The sequence below is a fragment of the Rhodocyclaceae bacterium genome (assembly GCA_020248265.1).
GTDB lineage: Bacteria > Pseudomonadota > Gammaproteobacteria > Burkholderiales > CAIKXV01 > CAIKXV01.
On record JADCHX010000010.1, the window covers coordinates 26,073 to 50,000 of the forward strand.

A 23,928-nucleotide genomic window follows, 5' to 3' on the forward strand; every position below is an offset into this window, starting at 1 on the left:
CTCAGTCGGCCGTGATCTTCGCCTCGCGGATGGCGCGGCCGAAGCGCTCGTTCTCGTCACGCACGAAAGCCATGAAATCGTCGAGCGACTTGCTCACCACGACTTCCGCGCCGCCTTCGTTGAGCCGCCTCTTGACGTCCGGATGGGCCATCACCTTCTGCAACGCCTCGAACAGACGATTGACCACAGGCCTGGGAGTGCCGGCGGGCACGAATACGCCCTGCCAGGAACCGGTGCGCATGCTCTTGAATCCCACCTCGGCCATCGTCGGCACATCCGGGACGCCGGCATTGCGGGCGGGCGCGACGATACCCAGCATCCTGAGCTTGCCCGCCTTGACAAAGGACATCGCAGAGGACAGCGTCACGAACCCGAGCTGCGTCTCGCCCTGGATCAACGACGTGACGGCCGGCCCGGCACCGCCCTTGTAGGGAATGTGCGTCATCGTGATGCCGGCCGCACGCATCAGGATCTCCATCTCGATGCGATTGGCACTGCCCGGACCGGGCGATGCGAAATTGAGCTTGTTCGGATTGGCCTTGGCGAACGCGATCAGATCCGGCACGCTGGCGACCTGCAGCGACGGGTTCGCCACCAGCGCGCCCGGCACGTCGACCACCTGCGTGACCGGGATGAAATGCTTCGTCGGCTTGAACGGGAAATCGGGATACAGGCTCGGGTTGATCGCCATCGTGCCGACGTTGCCGAGCAGCAGGGTGAAGCCGTCCGGCGAAGCCCGCCCAGCCACCTCGACGCCGATGTTGCCGGCCGCACCTGCGCGATTGTCGAGCAGTACCTGTGTGCCCAGTTCCTCGGCCAACCTGGGCTGCAGGATGCGGCCGACGAAGTCCGAGGCGCCGCCGGGGGCGAACGGGACGAGAATCCGCACCGGTCGCTTGGAAAAATCGACCGGCTGGGCAATGGCGGACTGGGCTGCGAAGGGCAGCAGGGCGGCAGATGCCGCGATGAGCAGCGTCGAGCGGTTCATGGATCGTCCTCCGTGGTGTCGATCGCCCTGCCGGCCTGCCCGGCAGGGCCTGGGTGCTACTCGGCGACCTTGATGTTGTTCTCTCGGATCACCTTCGCCCACTTCGCGGTCTCGGCGCGCACGAACGCGGTATAGGCCTCGGGCGACTTGCTGGGCGCGACCTGCATCAGCAGCTTGCCGAGCGAGTCGCGCAGTTCCGCCGTCGAAAGCACCTTCAACGTGTCGTTGAAGATGCGGTCGAGGATCGGCCGGGGCAGCGCGGCCGGGCCGAACAGCCCGTTCCAGGCATTGGTACCCTGGCCGGCGAAGCCCTGCTCGGCCATCGTCGGCACGTTCGGCAGTTCAGGCAGCCGCTGCGGCGCAGTGGTGGCCAGTGCCTTCAATCGACCGGCGCGCAGGTGCTCGATGGTCGAACCCAGGTTGAGGAAGGCCACCTGCGTCTCGTTGCCCATCAGCGAAGGCACCATCTGCCCGGCACCGCCCTTGTAGGGGATGTGCGTGACCTGCATCCCGGTGACCCGGGCGAACAGCACCATGTCGAGGTGCGGATAGCTGCCGATGCCGGCCGATGCATAGTTCAGCTTGTTCGGATTCTTCCGCGCGTACTCGACCAGCTGCTTCACGTCGGCCACCGGCAGGCCGGGATGCGCCGCGACGACATGGGGAATCTCGATCAGGTTCGTGATGCCCACCAGGTCGCGCGAAGGACGCGACTTGCCGAGCACCTGCTCGAAGGTGGTTTCGTTGATCGCGTTGGTGGTGACATTGCCGACGAACAGGGTGTAACCGTCGGGCACCGCCTTCATGGTCGCCTCGAGCGCGATATTGCCCGAGGCCCCCGCGCGGTTGTCGATGATCACCGGCTGCCCCCACAGTTCGCCCAGCCTCGAGGCGACCTGGCGGGCGACGATGTCGGTGGCGCCGCCGGGCGAGAACGGCACCAGCATCCGGACCGGACGCGACGGGAAGTTGTCGGCTGCCGCGGCAGCCCCGGACAGGGCCGGCGCCAGCGCGATCGCAGTGGCGATCGAAACGATCAGACGGGACATGCATTCCTCCTGGGGTAGGTCTGCCTCGCCCGCCCGGCGTTCGAACGCGCCGGATAGGGCATGGCTGGGATCGCGCCGAAGCGCCTGTAAAGCCTAAGAGCGGATGTCGCCGGCGCTGATCGGCAGCGGTACCGGCCGGCGCAGGCGTGCCGACAGGTCGATCGCCTTGGTCAGCATCAGCCGGTTGTGGCCTTCAGCCGCGGTGGCATGCTGGGTCTTGAGGCCGAGCGACACGCGATTGAGCCAGTCGACCGTCTCCTCGCGCATCGGGCCGCGCAGCTCGCCCAGCGCCATGTCGCCGACCGGATAGCTGGTCAGGAAGTCGACATGCCGGCGCTTGTCAGGGGCATAGCCCTCGCCCTGGATCAGGTTGGTCGCCAGCACGATGTCGCGGTGGGTGTCGTCGATGGTCAGCACGCCCTCGGTGCCGACGATGCCGACCTCGAGGCTGTACACCGCGCCTGGCCAGACTTCCGGCAGGCCCCAGCTCAGCACGCCGCTGTACACCGTGTCATCGGAGAAGGTGATGGTGTAGGCAGTGCCGTCGATGCCGTCGCAGATCGGCTTGAGCGCCTTGTTCACCGAGCGGGCATAGACCTCGACCGCGGTCTTCGCCTCGAGCATCCACATGCACATGTCGAGTGCATGGGTGCCCGAGATCACCATCGGCGAGATCTCCGAAGGATTGTCGGTGCGCTTGTAGTTGTCGAGCGCGACCAGCCGGTTCATGAAGCCGCGCGAGGTGACCATGGTGACCTCGCCCAACGCGCCGGTGCGCACCTTTTCCTTGGTCACCAGCCAGCGCCGGCGGAATCGCTGGGTATAGCCGACCACCGCGTCGAGCTTCGCCTCGATGATCGCCTTGAGCACCATCTCGGATTCTTCGAGGTCGGTGGCCAGTGGTTTCTCGATCATCAACGAGATCCCGCGCTCGCAGGCGCCGAGGATCGGATCGACATGCAGGTGCTCGTCGGTGGAGATCACCGCCGCGGTGACCTCGGGGCGGCGCAGCAGTTCCTTGTAGTCGGTGGTGACGAAGTCGGCGCCGATCTGCTCGGCGACCAGCTTGCCACGCGCCGGATCCTTCTCGGCGATGCCGATCCATTCGACCGACGGATGGCGGCTCGCCACCGCGCCGCGGATCAGGCCGACCCGGCCCGCGCCGACGATGGCCAGGCCGATACCCTTCGCGTTCCTGTTCATGGTGCTCCTCCGGTGATGTCGGCAGGGGCTCTGCAGGCCCCTGCGCTGTTCGCTTCAGTTCAGCGGCGTGACTCCGGCAGCGGCAGGCTCACCGGCTCATGGCGCTCGGCCGAGATGTCTGCCGCGACATAGACTTCCATCACCTGCCGCGCCTGCTCGGCCGTGACCAGCACCGGCTTGTCCAGCGCGCAGGCCTCGATGAAGTGGTCGGTCTCGGGTGCCATCGCGCCAGCATAGGTGTGCTCGACATACTCGCCGGGCATCGTCGACATCGGGTGCACGATACCGTTCTTGACGGTGGACAGCTGGGTGTCGCGGTGCGTGTCGTCGATGATCAGTGCGCCTTCGGTGCCGATCAGCTCGATCCAGGTCGAGGAGAAGTTCGGGTAGGCCGGGGGCAGGCTCCAGCCGCCGCCGACCATCACCGAGACACCACTGTCCATCGTCACCATGATGTACTGGGTGTCGGGGACGTCGGCGCCGCTCATGTCGCGCATCGCGCCATAGTTGTTCTGCGAATACACGCGGATCGGCTTGGCCGGCGCCAGGCACCAGAGCAGGAAGTCGAGGTCGTGCGTCGACTCCATCGCCGCGGGCGAGAGCTTGCTGCGGCCGGTGATCTTCTTGCCCAGGCTGCGGCCGATGTGGCGGCTGACCAGCGCGCTGACCGGTCGGCCCAGCGTGCCGTCGGTGGCGCACTTGTGCACGTAGGCATACTTCGGGTTGAAGCGCTGCGAGTAGCCGATGGTGAACTTGACGCCGTTGCGGCGGGCGATGGCTATGAGTTCGTCGGCCTCGTGGATCTCGATCGAGATCGGCTTTTCGAGGAACACGTGCTTGCCGCGCGACAGGCAGTCTTTCGCCATCGGGTAGTGCAGGTGCTCGGGCGTGGCCGAAATCATGTACGCGTCGATCGCGTCGTTCTTGAGCATGTCCTGCCAGTCGGTAGTCGCCGACGTCGCGTTGCACTTCTGGGCCATATCGGCCAGCCGGTCGGGGCGGATCTCGCACAGGTGCAGTTCGTTCACCAGCGGATGGCGCGCGCTCGCCTCGGCACGGATGCCGCCGCACCAGCCCACGCCGATGATGCCTACATTGATTTCCCGGGCCACGATGTTCTCCAGTCGATTCGTTCGGTGACCGGGATGGTACCGACCCCCCCACATCTCGGGCAAATGTCGAATGCGCATCCGTGCCATGCCAGGACGGCATTGCAGCCGCCGCCCGTTCCCCGGGGCGCTTGAGCCGCGCTTGCAGCCGGCGCGGCGCCGGACGTGCGGCGCATACCGGATCCGTATCGCGCCGGCCTGCCGGAATCGGCTATCCTCCGGCTCCATGGATCTGCGCAGCATCCGCTATTTCGTGCACATCGCCGACGCCGGCAGCATCACACGCGCGGCGGGCCAGCTCGGCATCGCACAGCCGGCATTGACGCGCCATGTACAAGGCATGGAGGCCGAACTGGGCGCGCCCCTGCTCGAACGACTGCCGCGCGGGGTGCGCCTGACGACTGCCGGCCGCAAGTTCCTCGAACATGCGCGGCGCGTCGTGCGCGAGATCGACCGTGCACAGGCTGAACTGGCGCATTCTGCACAGCCGGCCGGCGGACGGGTCATCCTCGGCGTTTCACCGACCACCGCCGCCTGGCTGGTACCCGGTTGCGTAGAGCGCTGCCGGCGGCAGGCGCCGGAGCTGTCGATCAAGGTCATCGAGGGTTTCAGCCCGCAGCTCGCCGATGCGCTCGGCGCGGGCCGCGTCGATGTCGCGCTGCTTACCAATCCGCAGCCGGCGCGCGCCTTGCGCTACACGCCGCTGCTCTCAGAACCGATCGTGGTCGTCGGCCCGCGCGGCGCAGCCCCTGCGCGGCCGTTCTTCACGCTGGCGGAACTGTCGCGTACGCCGGTGCTGATCACCGACGGCATCCGCAGCGCCCTCGAAGAGCAACTGGCCCGCGCCGGTGCCCGGCTCAACGTCGAGGTCGAGATCGATTCCATCGAGGCGATCCGCGCTCTGCTCCTGCGCGGGTCGACCCATGCGCTGATGCCGGTGTCGACCTTCCACGACGACATCGCGAGCGGCCGGCTCTCGGCCTGGCAGATCACCGATGCCAGCCTTCATCGCATGCTGGTGCTCGCGCAGCCCGTGCAACCGGCGCAGCCGGCCGCGACCGAAGCCGTCGCACAGATCGTCACGGCCGAGATCGAGAGCCTGTTCGAACGCGGCATCTTTGCGCTGCCGGTGCCGCCCGGTCCCGGGCCGCGCCGCCTGCCCGGCCCCATCCCCGTCACACCCGACGTGACTGCAGTCCAGACACGATCCCAACTGAGGAAGTCCGCATGAAGAAAGTAGACCTGCACAGCCACGTGCTGCCCGACACCGTGCTCGACCTGATGGAGAAGGCGAGCGACGCCGACCTCTACAAGGCGAAGATCATCCGCAAGGACGGCAAGCGCTTCTACTCGCGCGGCAAGAACCAGTTCGAACTCGATCCCGAGTACTACAGCGGCGAAGGCAAGGTCGCCAAGATGGACCGGATGAAGATCGACATCTCGTACATCTCGACCGGCCCGCAGGCCTTCTGCTACTGGCAGAAAGAAGAAGACGCAGTGAAGACCGCGCGCGCTGTGAACGAGGGCATCGCGAAGATGGTCGCCGAGCGCCCCGACCGCCTGCGTGGCATGGCCAGCGTGCCGATGCAGCATCCCGACCTGGCGATCGCCGAGCTCGAGCATGCGGTAAAGACCTATGGCTTCAAGGGCGTGGAGATCGCCACGTCGATCGTCGGCGAGGAGCTGGCCGCGAAGAAGTTCCGGCCTTTCCTCAAGCGCTGCCAGGACCTGAAGGTCTCGGTGTTCACCCACCCCGAGAACATCGGTGCCACCGGCCGCCTCGATTGCTACTACATGACCAACCTGATCGGCAATCCGCTCGACACCACGATCATGGTCGCCAACCTGATGTTCAGCGGCGCGCTCGACGAACTGAAGGAACTGAAGTTCCTGCTGCCGCATGCCGGTGGCTTCACCGTCGCCGACATCGGCCGCTTCCAGTGGGGCCATGGCTGCAGGCCGGACACCGCGATCGACTGCAAGACCCCGCCGATGGAACTGCTGCGCCGGTTCTGGTTCGACGCGCTGGCACACAACCCGAAGGCGGTGCGTTTCCTGATCGAGCAGGTCGGCGCGGACCGCGTGGTGGTCGGCACGGACGATCCTTTCGACATGGGCGACATGACCCCGATCGACAACATCGAGAAGGTGCCCGGCCTGACCGATGCGGAGCGCGAGCGGATCTACTGGAAGAACGCGGAAGCGTTCATGGGCGGTCCGGTCTGACCGGGCGCGGCGCAAGAGCATGGAGACGACAGGCAGGACCTGCGCGGCCGCACTGCTGGCGACCGCCCTCCTGTGCGCGGCACTCGATGCCGCTGCACAGGGGGCGCCGGAGCCGCTGGTACCGGAGGTCGCGCGCATCACGCTGCCGGGCGAAACGACCATGGTGGCCCACGTGTTCCGGCCGCCGGGCGAGGGTCCGTTTCCAGTACTGGTCTTTTCGCACGGGCGCGCAGGCTCAGACTTCGAGCGCCGCTCGCTCGTGAACCCCGTGCTGCACGGCCATGCGCGCCTGTGGATGGGGCGCGGCTATGCGGTGGTGGCACCGATCCGCCCCGGATACGGGGTCACCGGTGGGCCTGACCGGGAGGACTCCGGTGCGCGCTACAACGAGTGGGGCGCCTGCGTCACCCGCCCGGAACCGCAGCGTACGGCCGGGCCTGCTGCGGAAACGATCGCATCGGCGGTGGCATGGGTGCGCACCCAGCCATGGGCGCGATCCGATCGCATCCTGCTGTCGGGCAACTCGGTCGGCGGCCTCGCGACGATGGCTGCCTGCTCGGCCAACCTGCCAGGGGTGATCGGCTGCATCAACTTCGCCGGGGGTTCCGGCGGCGCTCCGGCCTCTAACGGCCGGATGTGCCAGCCGGAGCGCATCGAGTCGCTGATGGCCGGATGGGGACAGGCCAACCGCCTGCCCAGCATCTGGTTCTACGCACCCAACGACCTGTACTGGGGCGCGGAAGCGCCCATGCGCTGGCACGCAGCCTTCGCAGCGGGCGGCAGCCCGGCGCGCTTCGTCGGCACTGCACCCGTGCCAGCGCCCGACGGCCACGACCTGCTGCGCGTGGGCGGAAAACTGTGGTCAGTTCCGCTGCAGGCCTGGCTGGTCGAACACGGGTTCTGAAGCAGCAGCGTCAGCAGCAGCGTCAGCAGCGGCGTCAGCGGCGCCGGACGCGGATGACGCCCTTGACGTCGCCGATCGTCCCGAGCAGCCGCTGCACCTGGGCCACGTCCAGCACTTCCACCGTGAACATCATGTGCGCGGTGTCGCTGCGCGAAGCAGTCTGGGTAGCGGTGACGTTGACCTTCTCGCGCGACAGCAGCTCGGAAATGTCGCGCAGCAACCCCTGCCGGTCGTGCGCAAGCACCTCGAGGTCGACTGCGAAACGCTCGCCACCGGCCTGACCCCAGCCCGATTCGATCATGCGCTCCTGCGGCATGCGCGCAACGTTCGGGCAGTCGCGCCGGTGCACGGTGACGCCGCGCCCGCGCGACACGAAGCCGATGATCGGATCGGGCGGTGCCGGCTTGCAGCACTTCGCCAGCACGGTGAGCAGCTTGTCGACGCCAACCACCAGGATGCCGCGCCCGCTGTTGCCGGCCTCGGAGCGGCGCGCGATCGGTACCACGTCGGGCGCTTCGTGCGGCTGGCTGGCGTCGGACGCCGGGTCGCGCAGCGCAACCTGCAGCTGGCGCTGGTTGATCTCGCCGCGCGCGATGGTGGCCAGTGCATCGTCGAGCTTGCCCAGGCCGAGGCGACCCGGCAACTGCTCCAGGTTGTAGGAGCCGATGCCCAGTCGCTGCAGCTCGCGTTCGACCACCGCCCGCCCCTGCGAGATGCTGGCTGCCAGGTTCTGCGCGTTGAACCACTGCCGGACCTTGTTGCGCGCACGCGAGCTGCGGGTAAAGCCGAGCTGCGGATTCAACCAGTCGCGCGAAGGGCCACCCTCGCGGATGGTGATGATCTCGACCGTCTGGCCATTGGACAGCGGGAAGCTGAGCGGGACGATCGCACCGTCGACCCGGGCGCCGCGGCAGCGATGGCCCAGTTCGGTATGCAGCGCATAGGCGAAGTCCACCGGCGTGCTGCCAGCCGGCATGTCGACCACCCGTCCCTGCGGTGTCAGCGCATAGACGACGTCGCTGAACAGTTCGGTCTTGAACCGTTCGCCCAGCGACTCGGCGGGCTGGTCTGGATCGGGCGCCGCGTCCGGTGCCTGGCCCATGGCCTGCCCACCCTGCTGCACGACGGTATCGCGCCAGTCGAGCACGCGCCGCAGCCAGGCGATCCGCTGGTCGTAGTCGCTGCCGGCCGACCGGCTGCCGGCCTCCTTGTAGGCCCAGTGCGCAGCCACGCCCAGCTCGGCGTGCTGGTGCATCGCATGGGTGCGGATCTGGACCTCGACCGCCCGGTCGCCGGGACCGATGACGGCGGTGTGCAGCGACCGGTAGTCATTGCCCTTCGGCTTGGCGATGTAGTCGTCGAATTCCTTCGGTACCGGCGTCCAGCGGTTGTGCACCAGACCGAGCGCGGCATAGCAGTCCTTCACCTCGTCGACCAGCACGCGCACGCCGAACACGTCGTACAGGTCTCCGAACTCGACACCCTTGCGGCCCATCTTGCGCCAGATGCTGTAGATGTGCTTCGGCCTGCCGGTCACCTGGGCGGCTATGCCGGAAGCCGCGAGGTCCGCGCGCAGGATGCGCATCACCTCGTCGATCATCTTCTGGCGCGCCACGCGCTTCTCGTCGAGCAGCTTGGCGATGTGCTTGTAGGTGACCGGATCCGACAACCGGAAGGCGAGATCTTCCATCTCCCACTTGAGCTGCCAGATGCCCAGCCGGTTGGCGAGCGGCGCGAACAGGTCGAGCGTCACCCGCGCGTGGCGTCGGCGCAGTGCCTCGTCGGGATGCCGGATGAGCGCGCGCAGGGTGACCAGTTCCTGGGCCAGCTTGATCAGTACGGTACGGATATCCTGCACCATCGCCAGGAGCATCTTGCGCAGCGACTCCTGCTGGGCGGGCGTGGTACCGGCCTCGCCCACCTCGGACAGGGTCTGGATCGAATCGAGGCGGGCCGTTCCTTCGACCAGTGCGGCAACCTCGGTGCCGGCGCGCTGTCGCAGCGCCTCGCGCGCGTTGCCGGCATCGAGCGGCAGCCAGGCGAGCAGCGCTGCCATGCGGCTCGCCGGATCCGCACCGATCGTGGCCAGCACCTGGGCGACATCGAGTGCTGCCGCCGACCTGAGCGAGCCCACCGGCAGTTTCAGGTCGCCATACCTGAGCCCCGCCCAGGCGAGCGCCGCCTCGACCTGCGCACCCGGGATCGCCGCCAGCCGGCCCTGCTCGCGCAGCAGGGCCGCCGCATGCAGCGCCCAGTCGTCGGTCGTCCATTGCAGCGGCAGGGGCCGTTCGTCGGTCGTCATGGTGCGATTATCCCACCGGCCCTGCCGCGGCTCCGGCGTGGATGCGTCCGCGCACCGCTTCCGCCAGCCGGGTGAGCGTCAACGGTGCCGAGCCCTCGGCCTTGTTGTTGGCGATGACGTACACGGCGTCGCCGGCGCCGAGGGTGTCGCAGGCCAGTGCCGCGAGCGCCGCCCGCGCCACTGGATCTTCATCGACCAGGCGATCGAACGGCTCGTAACGTGCCTTCGCCTCGTCGTACCCGAACCCCGAGTGCAGGTTCCAGCGCACGACCAGCGGGCCGGGGCCGGCCAGCCGCGCCCGCTGGGCCTGCGCCTGGACCGATGGCATCCGGGCATGCACGCCGATGCAATAGCGCACACGATGCCCGGCCAGCGCCGCGAAGAAAGCCGGCTCGAGTACCTCCGGATCGCGCACCTCGACCGCCAGCAGGGCATCGGGCTCTTCGGCGCGCACTGCGCCGAGGAATCCGTCGAGCGCATCGACAAAGCGCTGCGGCACGCGCGTCCACGCCCGGCCCAGCGGTGAGAACTGGAACACCAGCGGTCCGGCCTTCGGGCCGAGTCCTTCGAGCGCCGGGCGAACGAACTGGTCGATGGCCACGCGTTCGTCCAGGAACTGATCATTGGCCACCGGCAACGCACCCTCGCTGCGCACGACGGCGCTGGTGCACGCCGACGGTGCCTTGACCAGGAAACGAAAATGGTCAGGCACCTGCGCAGCATGGCGCGCGAACGCTGCCGCCGGCAGCGGCGAATAGAAGGTGCGGTCGATGCCGACCGTACGCAGCACGGGATGGCGCGCATACGCGACCAGCCCTTCGCGCGACAGCCGGGAGGGGTCTGCGCTGCGGTCGTAGACGAGACCGGCCCAGCCCGGGAACGACCAGGACGAAGTACCGAGGTAGAGCGCTGCCGGAAGCGATTGGCCGAGTTCGACCAATGCCGGCGACACCACTGCCGGACCGAGACCGCCGGCCTGACGCGCGGCGCGCGGCCCGGTCCCGGCGCCCTCGGATGCGGCCGGGACCGGCCGCCCGAAAAGATCCAGTTGCGACATTCCGGAAGTCATCGCGGAAGGATAAGGCGAAATCCGCGTATCCATCGTGCCGCAGGCGCACCCGCGACCCGCTACAATGATCGCCTTACAGGCATGTTTTCTGCTTCGGAAGGCTTGGTAATCGCTCGACATGGCCATCAACTGGAAGACCTACCCCGCCCGCGGCGTGTACGACACGCTGCTCGCCGCACCCGGCGAGGTACGGCCCGTGGCGAGCAGCCTCTGCGACTACCTCGGTTCGCTGACCGAGAAGGAGGTGCGCGACCGACGTGCCGCCGCAGACCTGGCGATCCGCAACCTCGGCATCACCTTCACCGTCTACTCCGAAGAGGGCGGGTCGATCGACCGCGCCTGGCCGTTCGACATCATCCCGCGGGTCATCGCGCGCAGCGAGTGGACGCGCATCGAGCGCGGGTTGCGCCAGCGGGTCGAGGCCCTGAACCTGTTCATCGACGACATCTACCACGACCAGCGGATCGTCAAGGACAAGGTGTTCCCTGCCGAACTGCTGGCCGACTCGAAGAATTTCCGGCCGCAGTGCGTCGGTGCGACGCCGGCGCACGGTATCTGGGCGCACATCTGCGGCTCCGACCTGGTGCGCGACCGCGACGGCACGATGTACGTGCTCGAAGACAACCTGCGCGTACCCTCCGGCGTGTCGTACATGCTCGAGAACCGGCTGGTGATGAAGCGCGTGTTCCCGGAACTGTTCGCCAACAGCACGATCCTGCCGGTGGACGACTACCCGTCGCAGCTGTTCGACTGCCTTGCCTCGCTGTCGCCGCGCCGCGGCCGTCGCCCAGAAGTCGTGGTGCTGACGCCGGGCATCCACAACTCCGCCTACTTCGAGCATGCGTACCTCGCACAGCAGATGGGCGCGGAGCTCTGCCTGGGGTCCGACCTGGTGGTCGGCGACGACGACTGCGTGTACAAGAAGGCGATCACCGGGCTGGAACGCGTCGACGTCATCTATCGCCGGATCGACGACCTCTACCTCGACCCGGAGTCGTTCAACAGCGATTCGGTGGTCGGCGTTAAGGGGCTGTTCCGCGCCTGGCGCAACGGCAAGGTCGGGCTGGCGAACGCGCCCGGGGCCGGCGTGGCGGACGACAAGGTCGTCTACGCATTCGTGCCGGCGATGATCCGCTACTACCTCGACGAGGAGGCGATCCTGCCGAACGTGCCAACGTACAAGTGCGTCGACCGCAAGGAACGCGACCATGTGCTGGCGAACCTCGCCAGACTGGTGGTCAAGCCCGCAAACGAGTCAGGCGGCTACGGCATGCTGATCGGCCCGCAGGCAAGCAGCAAGGACCTGGAAGACTTCGCGCGCCACATCCGGCGTGATCCCCGAAACTACATCGCGCAGCCGATGATCACGCTTTCCACCGCGCCTACGCTGGTCGAAGACCACGTCGAGCCGCGTCATGTCGACCTGCGTCCGTTCATACTGTCCAGCAAGTCCACTTACGTGACGACCGGCGGGCTGACCCGCGTCGCACTGCGCAAGGGCTCGACCGTGGTCAATTCGTCGCAGGGCGGCGGCAGCAAGGACACCTGGATCGTCGACCATGAAGCGAGCTGACCCCATCAAACGCCGCAGCAGCGTCCCGCTCACCGTCTGGAGCCCGCTCGATGCTTTCCGGGCACGCTGAATCGATCTACTGGCTGGGCCGCTATGTCGAGCGGGCCGAGGACGGCGCGCGACTGGCCAACGTCCATGCCAACCTGCTCCTCGACCTGCCGCGCAAGTACACCTTCGGCTGGGCGCCGCTGATCGCGATCACCGGCTACTCCGACCTGTTCGCCGATCTGTACAGGGAAACCAACGAACGCAACGTCGTGCGCTTCCTGATCGCCGACGAGAAGAACCCGGGGTCGATCCTGTCCTCGCTCGCCTGCGCTCGCGAGAACGCTCGGCTGCTGCGCGACCTGCTGCCGCGCGAAGCCTGGGAGCAGATCAACGAGCTCTACCTGCGCGCGAAGCAGGATGCCGGCAACTCGCTCGCGCAAGGTCGGCGCTACGACTACCTCGAGGCAGTGATCCGCGGCGCGCAGCAGCTGTCCGGCACGCTGGCGGGCACGATGGCGCATGACTACCCGTACGATTTCCTGCGCCTGGGCCTCGCGCTGGAGCGCGCCGACATGACCACCCGTATCATCGACGTGCGTTCGGCCAACCTGCTCGACGGCAGCGTGAAGTCCGATGACGGTGCGGCAGACCTGGCGCCTTTCGAGACGATCCAGTGGATGAGCGTGCTGCGCTCGCTGTCAGGCTATCAGGTGTACCGCCAGACCGTTCGCGGCCCGGTCAGCCACGCAGACGTGCTGCGATTCCTGCTGACCGACACGCGCTTTCCGCGCTCGATCGGCTTCTGCCTGGCTCAGATGGACGCGCTGCTGCGGCGGCTGCCGCGCAGCAGTGCGATCACCCGCGACATCCGCAGGCTGGTCGACGACCTCGAGCATGTCGATTTCGACCGCCTCGACCGGCAGGCGCTCCATCGCTACACGGACGAGCTTCAGATCGGCTTCGGCACGCTGCACGACCGGATCAGCGCGACCTACTTCCTCACGGGACCGGCCACCGCGCCCGGAAGCACCTGATCCATGACCATCCGTGTCGCGCTCCATCACAAGACGCTCTATCGCTACGATCGTCCGGTCGCCCTGTCTCCGCATGTGATGCGGCTGCGCCCGGCCGTGCATTCCCGCACGCCCATCGAGAGCTATTCGCTGCGCGTCACGCCCGAGCCACACTTCCTCAACTGGCAGCAGGATCCGTTCGGCAACTACCTCGGACGCGTCGTGTTCCCGGAGCGCACGCTGGAGCTGTCGATACAGGTAGACATCGTCGCGGACATGACGGTGATCAATCCGTTCGATTTCTTCCTCGAGGAAGCCGCAGAGCATTTCCCGTTCGAGTACGAAGCGCATCTGAGGAAGGACCTGGCGCCCTACCTCGAGGTACGCGAATCCGGCCCGCACCTGCGCCGATGGCTGGACGGCGTCGACCGCTCGCGCATGCGCACCGTCGATTTCCTGGTCTCGGTGAACCAGCGCCTCGCGCGCGACGTGGCCTACACGATCCGGATGGAGCCGGGCGTCCAGACCTGCGAGCAGACGCTCGAACGCGCGCTCGGGTCCTGCCGCGATACCGGCTGGGTACTGGTGCAGGTGCTGCGCCACATGGGGCTCGCCGCCCGCTTCGTGTCCGGCTACCTGGTGCAGCTGGTCGCCGACCAGAAGCCGCTGGAAGGCCCGAGTGGCCCGACCGAGGACTTCACCGACCTGCATGCCTGGGCCGAGGTATACATACCGGGCGCGGGCTGGGTCGGTCTTGACCCGACCTCCGGCCTGTTCGCCGGCGAAGGACATATCCCGCTCGCTTGCACGCCCGACCCGGAGAGCGCAGCTGCAGTGACCGGCTTCACCGACGAGTGCAAGGTGGTCACCTTCGAGTATGCGAACACGGTCACCCGCATCCACGAGGATCCGCGCGTCACCCGGCCCTACTCGCCTGACCAGTGGGCGCGCATCGACGCACTAGGACAGCAGGTCGATGCCGACCTGCAGGCGGGCGACGTGCGCCTGACGATGGGCGGCGAGCCTACCTTCGTGTCGATCGACGACATGGAATCGCCGCAATGGACCATCGCCGCCGACGGCGACGCCAAGCGCGAGCGCGCGAACGTGCTCGTGCGACGGCTGCGCGAGACCTTCGGACCCGGCGGCATGCTCTACCACGGCCAGGGGAAGTGGTATCCGGGCGAGCCGCTGCCACGCTGGCTGCTCGCCGTGTTCTGGCGGGCCGACGGCCGGCCGGTATGGCACGACGCATCGCTGCTCGCCGACACGACGAAGGACTACGGCCACGGTCTCCGGGAAGCGGAGGCGTTCGCACAGGAACTGACCGAACGCCTGGGCCTGCCGACGGTCTACCTGCAGCCCGGGCACGAAGACACGCTGTACTACATTCACGCTGAGCAGAATCTTCCCGACAACGTCGATCCACTGTCCGCGAACCTGAAGGATCCGCTGGAACGGCAGCGGCTGGCGCGCCTGCTTCAACGCGGGCTGGGCGAAGCGACCGGCTTCGCGCTACCGCTGGCATGGGATACGGCGCGCAACCGCTGGTTGAGCGGCAACTGGACCTTCCGCCGCGGGCACATGTACCTGCTGCCCGGCGATTCCGCGATGGGCTACCGCCTGCCGCTCGACGCACTGCCACAGCTGACGCCGGAACAACGGCTCCCGTTCATCGAACGCTCGCTGATGCAGCCGCTGCCGGGGCTCCCCGATTATGGCCGCGCACGCGCCGTGCCGGCTGCGGCCGGCCCGGCCATGGCTCCTGCCAGCGGCGTACAGCGTCCGGCAGCTGCACTCGCATCGACGCAAGGCGGCGCCAGCCACCAGCCGAACGATGCCGTGCGCACCGCGCTGTGCATCGAGCCGCGCGAGGGGCGCTTGTACGTGTTCCTGCCGCCGCTGGCCTTCCTCGAGCATTTCCTGGAACTGGTCGGCGCGATCGAGGCCAGCGCCGCGGCGCTCGGCCTGCCGGTGGTGATCGAAGGCTATCCGCCGCCACGCGACCCGCGACTGGTGCGGCTCCCGGTCACGCCGGATCCAGGCGTGATCGAGGTGAACATCCATCCGGCTTCGAGCTGGACGCAACTGGTCGACAACACGCAGGCGTTGTACCGGGAGGCGCGCGAGACGCGGCTGGCCACCGAGAAGTTCATGCTCGACGGCCGGCACACCGGTACCGGTGGCGGCAACCACATCACGATCGGCGCGGCGACGCCGGCCGACAGCCCGATCCTGCGCCGCCCCGACCTGCTGCGCAGCCTGATCAGCTACTGGCAGAACCATCCGTCGCTGTCCTACCTGTTCTCGGGCATGTTCATCGGGCCGACCAGTCAGGCGCCGCGCGTGGACGAGGCGCGCAACGAAAGCCTGTACGAGCTGGAGATCGCGTTCCGCCAGCTGCCGACCGGCGACGTGGCACAGCCGTGGCTGGTCGACCGGCTGCTGCGCAACCTGCTGATCGACAGTACCGGCAACACGCACCGCACCGAATTCTGCATCGACAAGCTCCATTCGCCGGAAGGCGAAACCGGCCGCCTCGGCCTGGTCGAGCTGCGCGCGTTCGAGATGCCACCGCATCCGCAGATGGCGCTGGTGCAGGCGGCGCTTCTGCGCGCACTGATCGCCCGCTTCTGGAAGGATCCCTACAACCGACCGCTGGTACGCTGGGGCACGGAACTGCACGACCGATTCATGCTGCCGCACTACGTCCGCTCCGACATCGCAGACGTGGTCGCAGACCTGCAGGCCGCCGGATATCCGTTCTCGGCGGACTGGCTGGCACCGTTCTTCGAGTTCCGCTATCCGCACTACGGCACGCTGGTCAGCGGCGACCTGCAGCTCGAGCTGCGCGCTGCCACGGAACCGTGGCACGTTCTCGGCGAGGAAGTGTCCGCGGGCGGCACTGCGCGCTACGTCGATTCATCGGTAGAACGCCTGCAGGTGAAGGCGACCGGCTTCACCGATTCGCGTTACGTCGTTTCCTGCAACGGCCGCCGGGTGCCACTGCGCGCGACCGGCGTCCGCGGCGAGTACGTAGCCGGCGTACGCTACCGCGCCTGGCAGCCACCGTCCGCATTGCATCCCGCGATCGGCGTGCATGCCCCGCTGACGTTCGACCTCATCGACACCTGGAACGGACGCGCGGTCGCGGGCTGCCGCTACCACGTGACGCATCCGGGCGGGCGCAGCTACGAGACTTTCCCGGTCAATGCGTTCGAGGCCGAGTCGCGCCGGGTGTCGCGTTTCCACGCCTACGGCCACACGCCGGGCGACCTGCCGCCGCCGGAGCCGGGAGGCCACCTGCCGAAGGACACGCCCAGGCCGATGGCACCGCCCCCGGTCGAGCCCGATCGCGACTTTCCGCACACGCTGGACCTGCGTCGATGACCCTTCGAGAATGGCCGCAGTGCTAGACTGACCCGGTCAGAATCCTCCGTTCCACAGGTTCCCCCCGCACCGATGTCGACGGACGCGCGCGCAGATACCGCAGTCACCCCGAAACCTTTGTCCGAACCCTGGTATGCGCCCACCGCAGGCCTGTTCGACGAGACGCGGTCGGCCGACGGGACGGTCCGCCCGCACTGGGAGTACCTGTCCCGTGCGCTGCAGGGCCTCGGTACGGCCGAACTGCGGCGCCGGCGCGATGAAGCGAGCCGCCTGCTGCGCGAGAACGGGGTCAGCTACAACGTCTACGACGATCCGGATGGCTACAACCGCGTCTGGGACCTCGACCCGATCCCGCTGGTCATCGGCAGCAACGAATGGGCAGGCATCGAGAGCGGGCTGATCCAGCGCGCCGAACTGATGGACCTGATCCTGCGCGACCTGTACGGGCCGCGCGAACTGCTCCGCAAAGGTCTCCTGCCGCCTGAACTGGTGTTCGGCCATGCGGGCTTCCTGCGCCAGTGCGACGGCGCGAGGCTGCCCGGCGAGCGACAGCTGATCCTGTACTCGGCGAACCTCGCGCGCGGACCGGATGGCCGGATGTGGGTACTCGGCGACCGTACCCAGGCACCATCGGGCGCCGGCTATGCGCTCGAGAACCGGATGGTGATCACGCGCATCCTGCCGTCACTGTTCCGGGATTCGCGGGTACACCGGGTCGCCGTGTTCTTCCGAGCGCTGCGCCAGACGCTGGTCTCGATCGCACCGCGGGCCAGCCGCGAGCCACGCATCGTGATCCTCACGCCGGGGCCGCGAAACGAAACCTACTTCGAGCATGCTTACCTCGCCAGCTACCTCGGCTACCCGCTGGTACAGGGCGACGACCTCACGGTGAGGAACGGCCGCGTCTGGCAGCGTACGCTGGCCGACCTGCAGCCGGTCGACGTGATCATCCGCCGGGTCGATGACGACTGGTGCGATCCCCTCGAATTGCGGCCAGAGTCGCGCCTGGGCGTCACCGGCCTGCTCGACTGCGTGAGGCGTGGCAATGTGTCGATCGCCAACCCGCTGGGCAGCGGGCTGCTCGAGAACCCGGCACTGCTCGCCTTCCTGCCAGCCATCGCGCGCCACTTCCTGGGCCAGCCGCTGCGTCTTTCCTCGGTACAGACCTGGTGGTGCGGCAACCCGTCAGAGCTGCAGCATGTTCTGGCCAACCTCGAACGCCTGGTGATCAAGCCCCTGTCGCGCGCGCGCGGCGAGCGCACGCTGCTCGGGCCGACCATGAGCCGCGCCGAACTCGACCGGCTGCGCGCGCAGATCACCGCGCAGCCGCGAAATTACGCCGGGCAGGAACTCGCCCTCATGTCCGCCACGCCGACGCTGTCGGACGCGGGCATCGAGCCGCGAGCGGCCGTGCTCCGCACCTTCCTCGTCGCGCGCGATGCCGACTACGCAGTGATGCCGGGAGGCCTGACCCGTGTCGCCTCGAGCCAGGGCAGCCCGCTGGTGAGCAACCAGCATGGCGGCAGCAGCAAAGACACCTGGGTGCTCGCCTCCGAGCCGGAACAGCAGGTCACGCTGTGGCTGCAGCCGGCCCGCGAACAGATGACCTCGGGCAACCGGGCGCCGCTGTCCTCGCGCGCGGCAGACAATCTCTTCTGGCTGGGTAGGTACTCGGAGCGGGCGGAAGGAACGGCGCGGCTGCTGGGCACGATCCTTCAGAAGTACGACGAGGCACTGCAGTACGACGATCCCGAACACGCACAGTGCCTGCATGCACTGCTGCGCTCGCTCACGCATTTCACGGCGACCTACCCCGGCTTCATGGCGGAGGACGCCCGGCTGCAACAGCCCGACGACGAACTGCTGGCTGTCGCGTGCGACGCCACGCGCAGCGGAAGCCTCGCCCAGTCGCTGCAGGCGCTGATCCATTCGGCACATGCGATCCGCGACTTCTGGTCGTCGGACTCCTGGCGCGTGCTCGACACGATAGACACCCAGCTCGCGACCCTGCGCCACCGCAGCGGCGTGACCATCGAGAACCTGTCAGAGCACCTGAACCAGATCGTGGTCTCGCTTGCCGCGTTCAACGGACTGACCAGCGACCGGCTGATGCGCGACCAGGCATGGCGATTCCTCGACATGGGCAGGCGCATCGAACGCTCGCTGCTGCTCGCCTCGCTGACCCGTTCCACCGTCGCGCTGCACACCGACGCGGCGGTCGAGGCCCTGCTGCTCGACGCGGTACTGTCCACCGGCGAGAGCATCCTCACCTACCGGCAGCGCTACCGCTCCTACCTCGAGGTGCGCACCGTGCTCGAGCTGATGCTGCTCGACTCGAACAACCCGCGCGGGCTCATCCACCAGTTGCTCCGCCTGCAGGAGGCGCTGTCAGGGTTGCCACCCTCCCCCGGCGCGGCCACGGGTGGCTCGGAGCTTTGCGAGCGTGACCGGCTGGCGCTCGAAGCAGTGACCCAGCTCAGGCTGGTCAGCCTCGACCGGCTGGTGCAATCCGGCCCGGGATCGGTACTGCGCCACGACCTCGACCAGACGATGGCACGCATCACGCACCTGCTCACCCGCATGTCCGAGGTGATCGCGGAGCAGTACTTCGCGCACCTGCGCGAGAGCCAGCAACTTGCGCAGGCGCGCATCGAGAACGGCTGAACGGCGCGCGATGAACTACCGGATCAGCCACAGGACCGAGTACCACTACGCCGAGCCCGTAGACAGCGGCTACAACGAGGCACGGCTGCTGCCACGCGTGGTGCCGCGGCAGGTCGCCACCGCATCGGCACTCGCGATCGATCCTCCGCCGTCCGACTACCGGGAGCGGCTCGACTACTTCGGCAACCGCGTGGCCAGCTTCTCCATCGACCAGCCACACCGGTCGCTCACCGTCACAGCGACCAGCGAGGTCGCGGTGGAACCCCGCTCGGGCCGCCTCGAACTGTTCGAAGGCGAGTCGTGGGAGAAGAGCCGCGGCATCCTGATGCAGTCGATCGACGCCGAGTCTCTGACGGCACGCGACTTCGTGCTCGATTCGCCACTGGTCGCAGCCCAGCCCGGGCTGGCCGACTATGCGACCGGCAGTTTCACGCGCGGCCGGTCGCTGCTCGAATCGGTGCACGACCTGATGGAGCGCATCCATCGAGACTTCCGTTACGACCCGGAGTTCACCACGCTGTCGACGCCACTGACGCAGGTGCTGGAGCACCGGCGCGGCGTGTGCCAGGATTTCGCGCACCTGGCGATCGGTTGCATCCGTTCGCAGGGACTACCTGCCCGCTACGTCAGCGGCTACATCGAGACGCTGCCCCCACCAGGCAAACCGCGGCTGGTCGGCGCCGACGCCTCGCATGCCTGGTTCTCGGTGTTCGTGCCGGACGCAGGCTGGGTCGACTTCGACCCGACCAACAACCAGATGCCCGAGACCCAGCACATCACGGTGGCCTGGGGTCGCGATTACTCCGACGTCACCCCGCTGAAGGGCATCATCTTCGGCGGCGGCCGCATGACGATGAAAGTCGCGGTGGACGTGCTCAACCTCGATACCGCAGGCGCCACGTCGGCGACCGAAAGCGTCGGCGGGACCGGCTCCTGGCAGCCATGACCTATTGCTGCGCGCTGCACGTCGACGACGGCATCGTGTTCGCGTCCGATACGCGCACCAACGCCGGACCCGACCATATCGCGGTGGTGCCGAAGATGTCGGTCTGGGAGCGACCGGGCGACCGGGTCATCGTGCTGCTCGTGTCGGGCAACCTGGCCATCACGCAGAAGGTCATCAACCTGCTGAACGAGCGCCTGCATGTCGCCAGCCAGGTCAACCTGTGGAACGCCACCACGATGTTCAATGTCGCCCAGCTGATCGGCGATACCGTGCGTGAAGTCCACAAGCTCGACGGTGCCGCGCTGCGCGAATTCGGCTACGAGTTCACCGTTTCGCTGATCCTCGGCGGGCAGATCGCCGGCGAGGCGCCCCGTCTCTTCAACATCTACGCCGCCGGCAACTTCATCGAAGTGACGCGCGAGACGCCCTACTTCCAGATCGGTGAGGTGAAGTACGGCAAGCCGATGCTCGACCGCGTGGTAACCGCCGAGACGCCACTGGGCAAGGCGGCGAAATGCGCGCTGATCTCGTTCGCGTCGACCCTGCGCAGCAACGTCACCGTAGGCATGCCGATCGACCTGCTCATCTACCGTCGAGACAGCCTGCAGGTCGACTTCCGCCGGCGCTACCCGCCGAACGATGCCTACTTCGACGCACTGGGCTCGGCGTTCGGCGAAGGCATCATCCGCGTGTTCGACGGGCTGCCAGACCCGGTCTGAGGACTTTCCCGTTTCGCACGCCTCCCGGCTTCAGATATCGACCGGCCGTGCACTGTCCGCCTGCGCCCGCCAGAGCATCCATCCACCCCAGGCCACGGCGAGCAGCATGATCGCCCCCCCGGTGTACTTCACCAGGCTGCCCAGCAACAGGTCGTACGGTGCGAGGCCCAGCGTGTTCAGCAGGTACTCCCAGTCGTGGCCGTCGCGCTCGGCGCCGGTGCCGCCACCGAGCAACTGCAGGTCGAGCTTGCGCGCGTCGGCGATGTAGGGCGCGCAGTCGGTCAGGCTCTGGCCGAACCACCAGAGGCCGACCGATGCCCCCACCGTGTCCCCGCGACTGACGACGAAGGCGATGCACACGACCAGCGGCATCGCCAGTTGCCCGAGCGTGCCCCCGAGCACATGCATGAATCGGCCGAACGGCATCATGAACAGGTGTCCCGCTTCGTGGAACACCAGGTTCACGCCATGCAGGAACCCGTTCCATGCATCCGCCGTGCGCACGTCGCCCAGGATGAACGTCCAGCTGTAGCAGAACAGCGCCGCCAGCAGCAGTCCGTGGGCGATGCGCGAGGTCTCGCCCATCGACTGCGGCGGCACCATGAACCGCGCGAGGAACTCGCCGACAGGTCCGTCCGGCCAGGTCGGCCGGCCCGTATCGACCTCCTCGTCATCAGGATCGGTGCCGCGTCCGGACTGCGCGTCGATCCATTTGGAGAATACCAGTCCGCATTGCATGCAAGACGGCGCCGGTCCGTCGGGTCCGCGTACGCGCGCGGTCGTGCACTTCGGACAGATCGCCGGATACATGCGGACGCGGCCGGATGGGGCCGGATGAGGCCGGCTGCCCGCCTCAGCGGACAGCGCCCCCGAGGAACGGCTTCAGGCAGGCATGGGCCACCGCATGCACGGGCGTCGGCACGCCCAGTTCGCGCCCCTTGCGCACGATGAGGCCGGACAGGCTTTCCAGTTCCAGCCGCTTGCCGCGGTTCAGGTCGTGGTACATCGAGGCATACATGTCGGCCGGGAAGCCCTGGTGCTTCTTCACCAGTTGCTCGACGATGTCGGCCGGCAGATCGATGCCGACCGCACGTGCCACCGCGGCTGCCTCGGCAAATCCCTGGCGCGCGACCTCGAGCAGGTCGGGATCATGGTAGACGACGCCCGCCGGGCGGCGCGCGAGCGCCGTCAGCGCGGCATTGGTGCTCAGGCCGATGAACTTGTTCCACTGCGCGGCGCGGATGTCCTTCACCACGGTCGCGCCGAAGCCGGCGGCCAGGCAGGCGTCGCGGAAGCGCACCGCACGCTCCGACTGGCTGCCATCGACTTCGCCGAACTCGAGCGCCGGGTTGGCCGAGTTGTAGCGCACGGTGCCCGGCGTCTCGATCACTGCCGAGACGAACGCGAGCCCGCCGAGCACGCGATCGGCGCCGACCACCACGCCGATCCGGTGCTGTCCGTCGACGCCATTCTGCAGGCTGATGCAGACGCCGCCGCGCGCGAGCAGCGGCTCGATCGCCCGTGCCGCGGCCTCGGTGTCGAACAGTTTCACGCAGAACAGCACGACGTCCACCGGCGCCAGCGAGGACGGGTCATCGGTGGCCACCGCCTCCGGCAGGTGGATGTCCCCGGCCGGGCCGACCAGCGAGAACCCCTTCGAGCGGATCGCATCGAGGTGGGCACCGCGCGCAATGAATGCCACCTCGTTACCGCTCGCCGCAAGCTTCGCGCCGTAGTACCCGCCGATGCCGCCGGCACCCATGATTGCAATGCGCATTGGTTTTCCTTCCGCCCCTCAGGGCACGATGCCTGCAGGCAGGCCTTCGATGTACTCGCAGATCTCGCCGGGACGGGTCAGCCAGACACGGTCGCGGTGACGCAGGATGTGCTCGACCACGCGCCGGAAATGATGCAGCCGGTACGGCTGGCCGAGCACGAAACTGTGCAGCACGATCGGCATCACCAGCGGACGCCGCGCCGACTCGGCCAGCAGTTCGTCGAACTGGGCGATCAGGTTGTTGCACAGTTCCTCGGAGCCGGTCCTGCGCGACACCACCTCGACCGAGTCGTTCAGCTCGTGCGCGTAGGGAACCGAGAGGATCGGACCATGCTTCGTGCGGAACCACACCGGCTGATCGTCGAGCGACCAGTCCATCATGTAGCGGTAACCGGCTTCCTTCAGCAGGTCGAGCGAGTCGTGCGTCTGCGCGATGTATGGCGCCAGCCAGCCGAGCGGCTTGCGTCCCCAGTGCCTCTCGATCGCCGCAGTGGCCTCGCCGATGCAGCGGCGCTCTTCGTCGAGCGGCATCTCGCTCTGCCGTTCTGCGTTGGTACGGCCGTGTCCGACGATCTCGTCGCCACGCGCGGCATAGGCCTCGACCAGTTGCGGGCAGTAGTCGTACAACGCACTGTTGATCAGAAGCGCATAAGGCAGCCCGTATTCCTCGGCGAACTCGAGCAGGCGCCAGGCGCCGACCCGGTTACCGTAGTCGCGCCAGGCGTAGCTGCGCACGTTGGGCTGTGGCTGCGGCACGCCGTAGTCGTTGCCCAGCCCTTCCCCGAACGAGAAGTGCTCGACGTTCAGGCAGAAGTGGACGGCCAGCCGCTTGCCGCCCGGCCAGCTGTAGTCCGGGCGCCTGCTGATCGGGGAGTAGTCGTACCTGCCGTGGCTCTTGAGCATGGGATGGCCCTGGTGTCGTCGCAGGCGGCAACCTTAAGCCGTGGCGGGGGCCCTGGTCAACGCGGCATCGACAGCCGCGCGGGCGCGCTGCTATGCTGGGTGCAA

18 protein-coding genes are annotated in these 23,928 nt (G+C 67.7%); 9 read left to right on the plus strand and 9 right to left on the minus strand.

The features are described 5' to 3' along the window. Position 1: 1 nt before the first annotated feature. The 4 genes from ING98_09750 to ING98_09765 form a co-directional block, all read right to left on the minus strand. Positions 2-988 (minus strand): tripartite tricarboxylate transporter substrate binding protein, encoded by a 987-nt coding sequence (locus ING98_09750; GenBank protein MCA3102146.1) that lies wholly within the window; start codon positions 986-988, stop codon positions 2-4. 56 nt (positions 989-1,044) lie between these two features. Continuing rightward, positions 1,045-2,037 carry a tripartite tricarboxylate transporter substrate binding protein gene (locus ING98_09755; protein MCA3102147.1) on the minus strand — a complete coding sequence of 331 codons (993 nt, stop codon included), beginning with the start codon at positions 2,035-2,037 and terminating at the stop codon, positions 1,045-1,047. A 93-nt stretch (positions 2,038-2,130) separates the two neighbouring features. Further along, positions 2,131-3,240 (minus strand): Gfo/Idh/MocA family oxidoreductase, encoded by a 1,110-nt coding sequence (locus ING98_09760; protein MCA3102148.1) that lies wholly within the window; start codon positions 3,238-3,240, stop codon positions 2,131-2,133. Between the two features lie 59 nt (positions 3,241-3,299). Next, positions 3,300-4,406 (minus strand): Gfo/Idh/MocA family oxidoreductase, encoded by a 1,107-nt coding sequence (locus tag ING98_09765; protein ID MCA3102149.1) that lies wholly within the window; start codon positions 4,404-4,406, stop codon positions 3,300-3,302. A gap of 169 nt (positions 4,407-4,575) precedes the next feature. Between ING98_09765 and ING98_09770 the strand changes: the two genes are divergently transcribed. From ING98_09770 to ING98_09780, 3 genes are read left to right on the plus strand one after another with little or no spacing between them, the layout of a single operon-like run. Then, on the plus strand, positions 4,576-5,580 hold the full coding sequence (locus tag ING98_09770) for a LysR family transcriptional regulator (protein ID MCA3102150.1): 1,005 nt from the start codon (positions 4,576-4,578) through the stop codon (positions 5,578-5,580). Then, entirely contained in the window at positions 5,577-6,575 is a 999-nt protein-coding gene (locus ING98_09775; GenBank protein ID MCA3102151.1) for an amidohydrolase, read from the plus strand. The genes ING98_09770 and ING98_09775 overlap by 4 nt, the downstream gene beginning before the upstream one ends. Before the next feature lie 19 nt (positions 6,576-6,594). Beyond that, entirely contained in the window at positions 6,595-7,479 is an 885-nt protein-coding gene (locus ING98_09780; GenBank protein MCA3102152.1) for a dipeptidyl aminopeptidase, read from the plus strand. A gap of 34 nt (positions 7,480-7,513) precedes the next feature. On the opposite strand, the gene ING98_09785 is transcribed toward ING98_09780, so the two are convergent. Further along, positions 7,514-9,781 (minus strand): bifunctional (p)ppGpp synthetase/guanosine-3',5'-bis(diphosphate) 3'-pyrophosphohydrolase, encoded by a 2,268-nt coding sequence (locus ING98_09785; protein ID MCA3102153.1) that lies wholly within the window; start codon positions 9,779-9,781, stop codon positions 7,514-7,516. Positions 9,782-9,788: 7 nt separating this feature from the next. Continuing rightward, a complete protein-coding gene (locus ING98_09790; protein MCA3102154.1) occupies positions 9,789-10,850 on the minus strand; it encodes a DUF72 domain-containing protein in 1,062 nt (353 codons plus the stop codon). A gap of 118 nt (positions 10,851-10,968) precedes the next feature. Here ING98_09790 and ING98_09795 point away from each other — a divergent pair, with 118 nt between their 5' ends. From ING98_09795 to ING98_09820, 6 genes are all read left to right on the plus strand, one after another. Further along, on the plus strand, positions 10,969-12,423 hold the full coding sequence (locus ING98_09795; GenBank protein ID MCA3102155.1) for a circularly permuted type 2 ATP-grasp protein: 1,455 nt from the start codon (positions 10,969-10,971) through the stop codon (positions 12,421-12,423). A 50-nt stretch (positions 12,424-12,473) separates the two neighbouring features. After that, positions 12,474-13,445, plus strand: a complete 972-nt coding sequence (locus ING98_09800; GenBank protein MCA3102156.1) for an alpha-E domain-containing protein — start codon at positions 12,474-12,476, stop codon at positions 13,443-13,445. 3 nt (positions 13,446-13,448) lie between these two features. After that, complete coding sequence (locus tag ING98_09805; protein ID MCA3102157.1) at positions 13,449-16,814, plus strand: transglutaminase family protein; 3,366 nt, start codon at positions 13,449-13,451, stop codon at positions 16,812-16,814. A gap of 72 nt (positions 16,815-16,886) precedes the next feature. Further along, positions 16,887-19,478 carry a circularly permuted type 2 ATP-grasp protein gene (locus tag ING98_09810; GenBank protein MCA3102158.1) on the plus strand — a complete coding sequence of 864 codons (2,592 nt, stop codon included), beginning with the start codon at positions 16,887-16,889 and terminating at the stop codon, positions 19,476-19,478. 10 nt (positions 19,479-19,488) lie between these two features. Next, positions 19,489-20,424 (plus strand): transglutaminase family protein, encoded by a 936-nt coding sequence (locus ING98_09815; GenBank protein MCA3102159.1) that lies wholly within the window; start codon positions 19,489-19,491, stop codon positions 20,422-20,424. After that, a complete protein-coding gene (locus ING98_09820; GenBank protein MCA3102160.1) occupies positions 20,421-21,143 on the plus strand; it encodes a proteasome-type protease in 723 nt (240 codons plus the stop codon). Before ING98_09815 ends, ING98_09820 begins: the two co-directional genes overlap by 4 nt. Before the next feature lie 30 nt (positions 21,144-21,173). On the opposite strand, the gene ING98_09825 is transcribed toward ING98_09820, so the two are convergent. The 3 genes from ING98_09825 to ING98_09835 all read right to left on the minus strand — a co-directional run bounded on the left by ING98_09825 (position 21,174) and on the right by ING98_09835 (position 23,823). After that, on the minus strand, positions 21,174-21,881 hold the full coding sequence (locus tag ING98_09825) for a zinc ribbon domain-containing protein (protein ID MCA3102161.1): 708 nt from the start codon (positions 21,879-21,881) through the stop codon (positions 21,174-21,176). A gap of 115 nt (positions 21,882-21,996) precedes the next feature. Next, positions 21,997-22,920 carry a 2-dehydropantoate 2-reductase gene (locus tag ING98_09830; protein MCA3102162.1) on the minus strand — a complete coding sequence of 308 codons (924 nt, stop codon included), beginning with the start codon at positions 22,918-22,920 and terminating at the stop codon, positions 21,997-21,999. Positions 22,921-22,938: 18 nt separating this feature from the next. Then, positions 22,939-23,823: a polysaccharide deacetylase family protein gene (locus ING98_09835; GenBank protein MCA3102163.1), complete on the minus strand. Its 885-nt coding sequence runs from the start codon at positions 23,821-23,823 to the stop codon at positions 22,939-22,941. Between the last annotated feature and the right edge of the window lie 105 nt (positions 23,824-23,928).

What these genes read in the sequence shown, in the direction of transcription:
- ING98_09815 (MCA3102159.1), top strand. Translation starts at nt 19,489, where the DNA reads ATGAACTACCGGATCAGCCACAGGACCGAGTACCACTACGCCGAGCCC.
- ING98_09790 (MCA3102154.1), bottom strand. Translation starts at nt 10,850, where the DNA reads ATGACTTCCGGAATGTCGCAACTGGATCTTTTCGGGCGGCCGGTCCCG.
- ING98_09755 (MCA3102147.1), bottom strand. Translation starts at nt 2,037, where the DNA reads ATGTCCCGTCTGATCGTTTCGATCGCCACTGCGATCGCGCTGGCGCCG.
- ING98_09765 (MCA3102149.1), bottom strand. Translation starts at nt 4,406, where the DNA reads ATGTGGGGGGGTCGGTACCATCCCGGTCACCGAACGAATCGACTGGAG.
- ING98_09820 (MCA3102160.1), top strand. Translation starts at nt 20,421, where the DNA reads ATGACCTATTGCTGCGCGCTGCACGTCGACGACGGCATCGTGTTCGCG.
- ING98_09800 (MCA3102156.1), top strand. Translation starts at nt 12,474, where the DNA reads ATGCTTTCCGGGCACGCTGAATCGATCTACTGGCTGGGCCGCTATGTC.
- ING98_09780 (MCA3102152.1), top strand. Translation starts at nt 6,595, where the DNA reads ATGGAGACGACAGGCAGGACCTGCGCGGCCGCACTGCTGGCGACCGCC.
- ING98_09785 (MCA3102153.1), bottom strand. Translation starts at nt 9,781, where the DNA reads ATGACGACCGACGAACGGCCCCTGCCGCTGCAATGGACGACCGACGAC.
- ING98_09770 (MCA3102150.1), top strand. Translation starts at nt 4,576, where the DNA reads ATGGATCTGCGCAGCATCCGCTATTTCGTGCACATCGCCGACGCCGGC.
- ING98_09835 (MCA3102163.1), bottom strand. Translation starts at nt 23,823, where the DNA reads ATGCTCAAGAGCCACGGCAGGTACGACTACTCCCCGATCAGCAGGCGC.
- ING98_09760 (MCA3102148.1), bottom strand. Translation starts at nt 3,240, where the DNA reads ATGAACAGGAACGCGAAGGGTATCGGCCTGGCCATCGTCGGCGCGGGC.
- ING98_09810 (MCA3102158.1), top strand. Translation starts at nt 16,887, where the DNA reads ATGTCGACGGACGCGCGCGCAGATACCGCAGTCACCCCGAAACCTTTG.
- ING98_09795 (MCA3102155.1), top strand. Translation starts at nt 10,969, where the DNA reads ATGGCCATCAACTGGAAGACCTACCCCGCCCGCGGCGTGTACGACACG.
- ING98_09750 (MCA3102146.1), bottom strand. Translation starts at nt 988, where the DNA reads ATGAACCGCTCGACGCTGCTCATCGCGGCATCTGCCGCCCTGCTGCCC.
- ING98_09830 (MCA3102162.1), bottom strand. Translation starts at nt 22,920, where the DNA reads ATGCGCATTGCAATCATGGGTGCCGGCGGCATCGGCGGGTACTACGGC.
- ING98_09825 (MCA3102161.1), bottom strand. Translation starts at nt 21,881, where the DNA reads ATGCAATGCGGACTGGTATTCTCCAAATGGATCGACGCGCAGTCCGGA.
- ING98_09775 (MCA3102151.1), top strand. Translation starts at nt 5,577, where the DNA reads ATGAAGAAAGTAGACCTGCACAGCCACGTGCTGCCCGACACCGTGCTC.
- ING98_09805 (MCA3102157.1), top strand. Translation starts at nt 13,449, where the DNA reads ATGACCATCCGTGTCGCGCTCCATCACAAGACGCTCTATCGCTACGAT.